At 64.0% G+C, this 6,837-nt stretch carries 6 protein-coding genes and 1 tRNA gene; 3 read left to right on the top strand and 4 right to left on the bottom strand.

Annotation, left to right across the window (positions count from 1 at the left end):
- Positions 1 to 193: 193 nt before the first annotated feature.
- The gene (locus AAFP05_RS10235) at positions 194 to 895 is read right to left on the bottom strand and encodes a hypothetical protein (RefSeq protein ID WP_341729764.1); all 702 of its coding nucleotides are present in this window, start codon (positions 893 to 895) and stop codon (positions 194 to 196) included.
- Between the two features lie 592 nt (positions 896 to 1,487).
- The gene (locus AAFP05_RS10230) at positions 1,488 to 2,843 is read right to left on the bottom strand and encodes a DUF262 domain-containing protein (protein ID WP_341729763.1); all 1,356 of its coding nucleotides are present in this window, start codon (positions 2,841 to 2,843) and stop codon (positions 1,488 to 1,490) included.
- Positions 2,844 to 3,086: 243 nt separating this feature from the next.
- Here AAFP05_RS10230 and AAFP05_RS10225 point away from each other — a divergent pair, with 243 nt between their 5' ends.
- Positions 3,087 to 3,635, top strand: a complete 549-nt coding sequence (locus AAFP05_RS10225; protein ID WP_341729762.1) for a recombinase family protein — start codon at positions 3,087 to 3,089, stop codon at positions 3,633 to 3,635.
- Here the strand turns inward: AAFP05_RS10225 and AAFP05_RS10220 are convergent.
- Both AAFP05_RS10220 and AAFP05_RS10215 read right to left on the bottom strand, forming a co-directional pair.
- Positions 3,575 to 3,943, bottom strand: coding sequence for a hypothetical protein (locus tag AAFP05_RS10220; RefSeq protein WP_341729761.1), 369 nt, complete (start codon positions 3,941 to 3,943; stop codon positions 3,575 to 3,577). The two genes, AAFP05_RS10225 and AAFP05_RS10220, sit on opposite strands and share 61 nt — an antisense overlap.
- A 43-nt stretch (positions 3,944 to 3,986) precedes the next feature.
- Positions 3,987 to 4,059 (bottom strand) — tRNA-Ala (locus tag AAFP05_RS10215).
- Positions 4,060 to 4,166: 107 nt separating this feature from the next.
- Between AAFP05_RS10215 and AAFP05_RS10210 the strand changes: the two genes are divergently transcribed.
- Both AAFP05_RS10210 and AAFP05_RS10205 read left to right on the top strand, forming a co-directional pair.
- Positions 4,167 to 4,601, top strand: a complete 435-nt coding sequence (locus tag AAFP05_RS10210; RefSeq protein ID WP_341729760.1) for a DUF5318 family protein — start codon at positions 4,167 to 4,169, stop codon at positions 4,599 to 4,601.
- Positions 4,594 to 6,837 (top strand): transglycosylase domain-containing protein, encoded by a 2,244-nt coding sequence (locus AAFP05_RS10205; protein WP_341729759.1) that lies wholly within the window; start codon positions 4,594 to 4,596, stop codon positions 6,835 to 6,837. Before AAFP05_RS10210 ends, AAFP05_RS10205 begins: the two co-directional genes overlap by 8 nt.

Here is a 6,837-nt window from a genome sequence, read left to right as displayed (position 1 = left end):
GTCCGACGACCCACTCATCGCGGCGTCGGCAGGGCCAAGGAGACGCACTCGAACACGACTGACTGAGGAGGAAGTGGACGCTATGCGGACAGCCCGCGCGCAGGGTGTGAGCGTGAACGCCCTGGCGCGCCGATTCGGGATTCACCGGGGCACGGTATGGGTGAAGACGCAGACAGCCAGAAGCGAGTAGCGGTCACGGGCGATGCGTCAAAGTCGTGGGTACCGTGGTGGTGTCCTTGATGTAGTCGCCCAACTCGGGGATGAGCATCGCCGACAGGCACAGCACCTCACGGTGTGCAGCAGCAAGGTCGCGTCCCGGTTGAGTGCCGAACAGCGGCTCGTGATGCGAGGCACGGTTGCGAGCGTTGTTGATCGTTGTCAGCGAGCGTTCGAGCGCAACTCGGCTGGTCTTCTTGGGCCAGGCGAGATGCAGATAGGGCACCCACAGCGTCTTCTCGTGGGCAGCATCGGTGCAATGCCGCCAGAAACCGAACGAGAGTTCAGCGATCACTTCCCCCGGCTTGGCTGAGGCGCCACCACAGCGGCGGATCGCATCAGCGACGGTTGCACGGTTTCGGGCGTTCAGGTCTGCGCGTTGGCCACGCCGAGTGCGCCAGAGCGGTGCAAGTACCGGTGAGGTGGGATCGAAGAGCCAGTGCTGCACGCCATGCCACCGCGCAGTCATGACGGAGTCGTAGGTGTTGCGAACAGCGACCTCGACGTGCGCGATGTCGCGCATGAGTGCGGCACCGAGCTGCAAGTTCCACTCGTACAGGGCCAGTGCGCGCTGATGGTCGTTCCCTGCTTCCCGTAGGTAGCGGGCGAGCCTGGGGGTTGAGAGCCATGTCTCAACCCACGCTGCCGCCACTGGACGGTCGGGCGCAGGTGCGGTCATCCGGCTACTCTCGGTGGGAGGCGGGTATGTCAAAGCCCCGGCGAGATGTAACTCTGTTGCCAGAGTCAGCGCTCCACCGGGGCGTCATCTCAAGAGTAGCACCCTGTTCCGAAGCTCTCCAGCGGCAGGCCAACCCGGCAGGAATCTAGAGAAGCTCTACGGACCTTCGCCTGACTCCATGCCAGAACGTAGGTACTCGTTGATGTCCTGGCTTCCGAAATTCGCACCGGGAGGCGGTAGAAGACCGGACTTCCGCAGAGCCGCATACGCCTGCTGATTGTGCTCGAAATACTCTCGCTTCAGGCGCCCATCTTCCTCAGGCGTATCTCCAACGCGGCGGAATTCTCGTGGAACCTGGAGATATTCTGAGGATCCATCTGAGAAGAATCGCCTGGCGCTCATGCTGGTCATACGGTGCTCGCTCAGAATGTCCAAGCAGCGTCTGCCGTCAGCACCGGTGTTCCATACCCAGCCAATGTGCCAACCACGATGAAAATGGTGGCCGTTCTCTACCGAGATCAAATCCGAGGCAGTTAGCGCCCATGCCTCTCCAGAATCACCAAGCGCACTTCGTGCGCATCGTTCCATGTCGTCAATCACGTTCGCCCTGCGCCTCATCGGAAGGCTTCGCACCAAGTGTGTGGATCAGTCGACGTCTGAGATGCGCCTTGCGGGATTCAAAGAACACTGAGAACTCTGCAAGGTCGAGTGGGAGATTGTCGAGGTCGTTCTCCGCGATGTAGGTCACCCGTTTCTCGTCGCTCGGGAATGCGGCATCGATCCAGTCGGCAGGGAGCGCGTCCTGCTTCTCGATGTTCGCTGTGCCCGCGAGGAGCTGGAGGTTCGGCAGTAGGTTCACCGCGCCCAGGTACTCGCCGATCCTCTCGGCCGGAATCCCTGACTCAGTGAGCTTCTTCTTCGTGAAACGTGACCTCGGGAAGATGTGGTCCTCGTGGAACTTCTTGCCCAGGTCGAGCCCCGGATACAGGACCGACAATACCGAGAAGGTGCGCTGGCCTCCGTACTTGAGGTTCAGCAGATCGTCGATCTCGGCGTTGTCAAAGGCAAGGCTCTTGCCGGCCGTCGCCATCGCTTCCTCGACCGCAGCGACCGGGAAGTCCGAGCCTGCGTTCTCTCGCAAGACATCGCGGATGCGGGTCAACAGGGTGTCGAGACCGGAACCCCAGATGCCACGCTTGATGAGCGATCGGGTGACCCAGCGTTGGAGCGCGAGCCGGTCGGCCGCGTTCGCAGTCGAGTCGAGGTAGGAGTCCGTCGCGCCTCGCAGGTGGAGGTAGTACGCAAGTGGGACGATGACGCTGTTCGCGGTGAGGTTTCGTTCGTTGTAGCCGAACTGTTGCAGCAGGGTCGCGGCCCGCAGGAGTGCGCCCTTGATCTGAGGCCAGGCCTCCTCGACCTTTGCCATGTTCGACTGGGTGAAGTTGGTGACCTTGAACCGGACATCCACGTCCGCGATCGTCAGCGCGGTCTTCAGCACCACGTCTTTGGAGAACGAGAACTGGCGGCCCGCGTTGCTGTTGATCTCAGCAACCAGGGAGCGGACCTCTTCGCGAGCATCGAGGTCTCGCCACTGGTTCGTGGCCATCGACAGCAGCAGGTCGGAGTACGAGAGTGTCGTGCCGCCGCTGTTCACGCGGACGAAGATTTCCAGCACCTTGTCCGCGTCCTGATCGGTGACAAGGAAGTAGTTCATCGGCTTCAGCACGCGGATCGCTTCGTAGAGGTCGTACAGCCGTTGGAACGCATCGGCAGACCCAGCGATGTTCCGGCGTGTCAACTCCTGCATGATCGCCGGTCCAGCGTTGGCAAGGCCAAGGACAGCTCCGACCCGGAACCACTTGTCCTCGCCGCCCTCCTCGGCTGCGGCTTCCTTCTCGGTGAGGAACCGCAAGTCGTACTTGAGTCCGAGTTCCTCATCGTCCTTCATGGCTGGTGAGGAGAGGAATCTGCGGCTGCGGGTGACGCGGCGAGATGAGCCTGACCTGGGCAAGCTCATCGAGTGGGTACTCGGCATCGCCGACGCACGGCACCGCGCCTGCGCCGCTGGCGAGCCCGACCCCTACGGGCTCCAGCTGCCTAACGAGCTCGCCGAGGCACCTCCAGCCCTTCGGATTGTCAGGGGTGCGCGAGAGAATCGAGACCAAGCACCGCTCCCGCAAGGAGGCCCACCATGAGCACCGCGATCACCACTGACGCCACTGTTGAGACGGATGCCGCCTCTGCGACACCCATGCTGCTCGCGGTGTCGTATCTGCGTGTCTCGACGCGGGAGCAGGTAGAGCGCGGCGGCACGGACGAGGGCTTCTCGATCCCGGCGCAGCGCGAGGCGAACACGCGGAAGGCTGCCGAGCTGGGTGCGCGGGTCGTGCGGGAGTTCGTCGATGCTGGGGAGTCGGCCAGGTCGGCGGATCGCGACGGGTTGCAGGAGATGCTGGCGTTCATCACCGCATCCCGGGTGACGTTCTGCATCGTACACAAGCTCGACCGGCTGGCCCGCAACCGTGCCGACGACGTGGCAATCCACCAAGCACTTCTGTCTGCTGGGGTGACGCTCGTGTCGGCGACGGAGTCCATCGACCAGACGCCGTCGGGGATGCTGGTGCACGGGATCATGTCGTCAAGTTCGCCGACCTCATGGCCAACCGCGCCAAGCTCGAATCAGAGAGCGACAAGCTGCTCGCGGCGCACTTCGCCGACGCCATCGACCTGCCCACCTTGAAACGGCATCAAGACCGCATCCGCGCGGGCCTCGCGGACGTGAACCGGCGTCTTGCGGAACACGACGAACATCACACCGGCGGACGGGCCTTCCTGCATGACAGCCTGCGGCTGCTGACCGACGCGCACCATGCTTACGCTCGATCTGGCGACGCCGACCGCAGGCTCGCCTGCCAAGCGTTCTACACCCGGCTCGACATCACCGACGACGAACAACTCCGCTCCCGCCTCGCAGAACCCTTCGCCACCATCATCCGCGAAGCACACGAACGCGAGCGCGACGGAGGCAGTGAGGCGGAACACGAACACGACACACCTACGCATGTCACGTGTTCCCGTAAGACACTTTGGGTGGAGCATAGGGGGCTCGAACCCCTGACCTACGGCTTGCAAAGCCGTCGCTCTACCAGCTGAGCTAATGCCCCAACACCCGCGAGATCTCCCACGGGCTCGCTCATCCTACTAGCCACACCCGCTCGGTACCAACCCCGCTTACGCGGCCTGGTTGACTGGCCGGTTTAGGCTTATGCCCATGGTTTCGCACCGTTTCCGCACGCAGCGTGAGCAGGTCAGTCACGCGCTGCAGCGCCGTGCAACCCTTGAGGCGATGCGTCACCCGCAGGCTCTACTCGCCGGTCTCGACCCTTGCGACGCCGATCCGCTGCTCGTTCGTTCGGCGCTGCATCATGGCTACTCGGCCGAGCGTGACTGCCCGGTCTGTGTCTCCACCAGGCTGACGCTGCTGAACTACGTTTTCGGTGATCAGCTCGGCCAGTTCTCGGGCCGCATCAAATCGGACGAAGAGCTCGCCGAGATGGAAGACCAGTTCGGCGAGTTCAAAGTGCGTGTCGTGGAGATTTGCCCGGATTGCGGCTGGAACCATCTAATAGAGACGTTCGTGTTGGGCGATGGCCACCGGCGCCGTCCGCCACGCAGACAGCAGACAGCAGAGGACATCTATGGCTGAGAAGGCAAAACCGGCGCGCGCATCCGAGCAGACCAAATCCGGCAAAGGCGCCGGCAAGAAGAAGGGCGGGCCGCTCCGCCGGATTCTCACGATCGGTGGCATCGTCGTCCTGGCATTGCTCCTGGTGATCAGCATCGCGGGGCTCATCTTTTACGAACGCACCGAACTGCCCGATCCGAACGCGGAGTTCGCCACCCAGACCTCCCGGCTCTACTTCCGCGACGGCACCACCGAGATGGGCTCGTTGGCCGTCCAGAACCGCACCAGCATCTCCTACAGCGAGATGCCGCAGTCGATCAAGGACGCGGTGGTCGCGGCCGAGGATCGCACCTTCTGGACGAATCAGGGCGTCGACTTCAGGGGCATGGGGCGCGCCGTGGTCGGCATCTTGACCAACCGGGAGATCACCGGCGGTGGCTCGACGATCACCCAGCAGTACATCAAGATCCGCTATCTCACCAGCGAACAGACGTTCAGCCGTAAGTTCACCGAACTGGCGTTGGCCATCAAGATGGACAAGGCCGAATCGAAGGAGCAGGTGCTCGAGGGCTATCTGAACACCATCTACTTCGGACGAGGCGCCTATGGCATCCAGGCTGCCGCCGAAGCCTTCTTCCAGGTCAATGCCGCCGATCTCACCATCGGTCAGGCTGCGGCCCTCGCGGCGATGGTCAACACACCGTCCGCGCTCGACCCCGCCAGCGGCGACGCCGCCAGCCAGGCGCTGCTGGAGCGCTATAACTACGTGCTCGACGGCATGCTCGACCCGATGGGCACCATCACCCAGGCGGAGCACGACGAGTTCTATAACCAGCTGCCCGAGTTCCCTGACATCCCAGTATCGGATGTCTACGGCGGTCCCAACGGCTTCCTGATCGACATGGCCACCAACGAGCTCGAAGCCAACGGCTTCACCGCCGAGCAGATCAACGGTGGCGGGCTCACGATCGTCACGACCGTGGACTCCGGCATGCAACAGTCCGCCATCGACGCCGTCGAATCGACGGTGCAGAGCGCGGTCGAGAACGCTCGCGGCTCGCTGGACGAAAGCGGCAACTGGGTTGCGCCCGACCCCAACGGTCTGCACACCGGGCTGGCGTCCCTCGACGTAGCCACCGGCGGCATTCTCGCTCTCTACGGCGGCAGCGACTTCGTCTCGGACTCGCGCAACTGGGCCACCACACCGCGCTACGCGGCCTCCACCTTCAAGGTCTGGGGCGCGGTCGCGGGACTGCGCAACGGCTTCGGACTGAGCTCCACGCTGCGCGGCTCCAGCTACACCCCGGAGGGCGACTCGGTGGCGGTGCATAACGACTCAAATGCGCAGTACGGCACGATCACCTTGCAGACTGCGATCCGTGATTCGGTGAACACCGCGTTCGTCGACTTGGTCGGCAGGATTCCCGACGGTACCGAAGAACTCGTCAGGGCCGCGACCGATGCCGGCCTGACCGAGTACGACTCGTGGGCTCCGCAAGGCGGCCGGATGGTCCTGGGCGAGGGCGAGGTCAGTGCCCTTGAGAACGCCACCGGCTACGCGACCCTGGCCAACAACGGCGTACGCAACGACACCCATATCGTCGCCGAGGTGCGCGACGCCTCCGGCAGCGTGATCTTCAGCGGCAACACGGAGGGCACCCAGGCCATTGAGGACGGCGTCGCTCGCGACGTCACCTACGGACTGGAAGGTGCCGCAGAGGCAGCGCAGCGCAACGCCGTCGGAGGGCGCGACGTGGCTGGCAAGACCGGCACCGAGGGCATCGCCGCGGGCCAGGACGGCGCAACCGGGCAGATCACCCGCGCTGCATGGCTGGCCGGATACACCAAGCAGATCGCGACCGCCGTCGTTATGGTGGCCGGCGACGACGGCAACGGCAACCTCGATGTCTACAACCCGTCGTGGCGCAGCGCCTTCTACGGGGCCGGCTATCCGACCGAGGTTTGGGCCTCCTACATGGCCGAGGCGACCGAGGGCCTGCCGTATGCCAGCTTCGACCCGCCAGCCAATATCCAGCCGACCGTCCGGAACACGTTGCCTGGAAATGTCCCGACGACCACTCAGGCGCCGACGACGGCTCCCGAGAGCACCGAGCCCGAGGACGAGCCTGAGACGACGGCCACAGAGCATACGTCCGCGCCCGAGACGACAACGACGGAGACGACGGCTCCCGAGACCACCGCTCCCGCGCCCACCAACGAAGAGCCGACCGAGGCCGAGACGACCAGACGAAGGTGA

This window comes from Brooklawnia sp., assembly GCF_032229645.1.
In the GTDB taxonomy this organism is placed as follows: domain Bacteria; phylum Actinomycetota; class Actinomycetes; order Propionibacteriales; family Propionibacteriaceae; genus Brooklawnia.
The sequence above is the reverse complement of the archived record's forward strand: the minus strand, read 5'-3'. Positions and strand labels throughout refer to the sequence as shown.

Bases quoted from the DNA above. Each gene is read 5' to 3' on its own strand.
- AAFP05_RS10230 (WP_341729763.1), bottom strand. From the start codon at position 2,843: ATGAAGGACGATGAGGAACTCGGACTCAAGTACGACTTGCGGTTCCTC.
- AAFP05_RS10210 (WP_341729760.1), top strand. From the start codon at position 4,167: ATGGTTTCGCACCGTTTCCGCACGCAGCGTGAGCAGGTCAGTCACGCG.
- AAFP05_RS10235 (WP_341729764.1), bottom strand. From the start codon at position 895: ATGACCGCACCTGCGCCCGACCGTCCAGTGGCGGCAGCGTGGGTTGAG.
- AAFP05_RS10225 (WP_341729762.1), top strand. From the start codon at position 3,087: ATGAGCACCGCGATCACCACTGACGCCACTGTTGAGACGGATGCCGCC.
- AAFP05_RS10205 (WP_341729759.1), top strand. From the start codon at position 4,594: ATGGCTGAGAAGGCAAAACCGGCGCGCGCATCCGAGCAGACCAAATCC.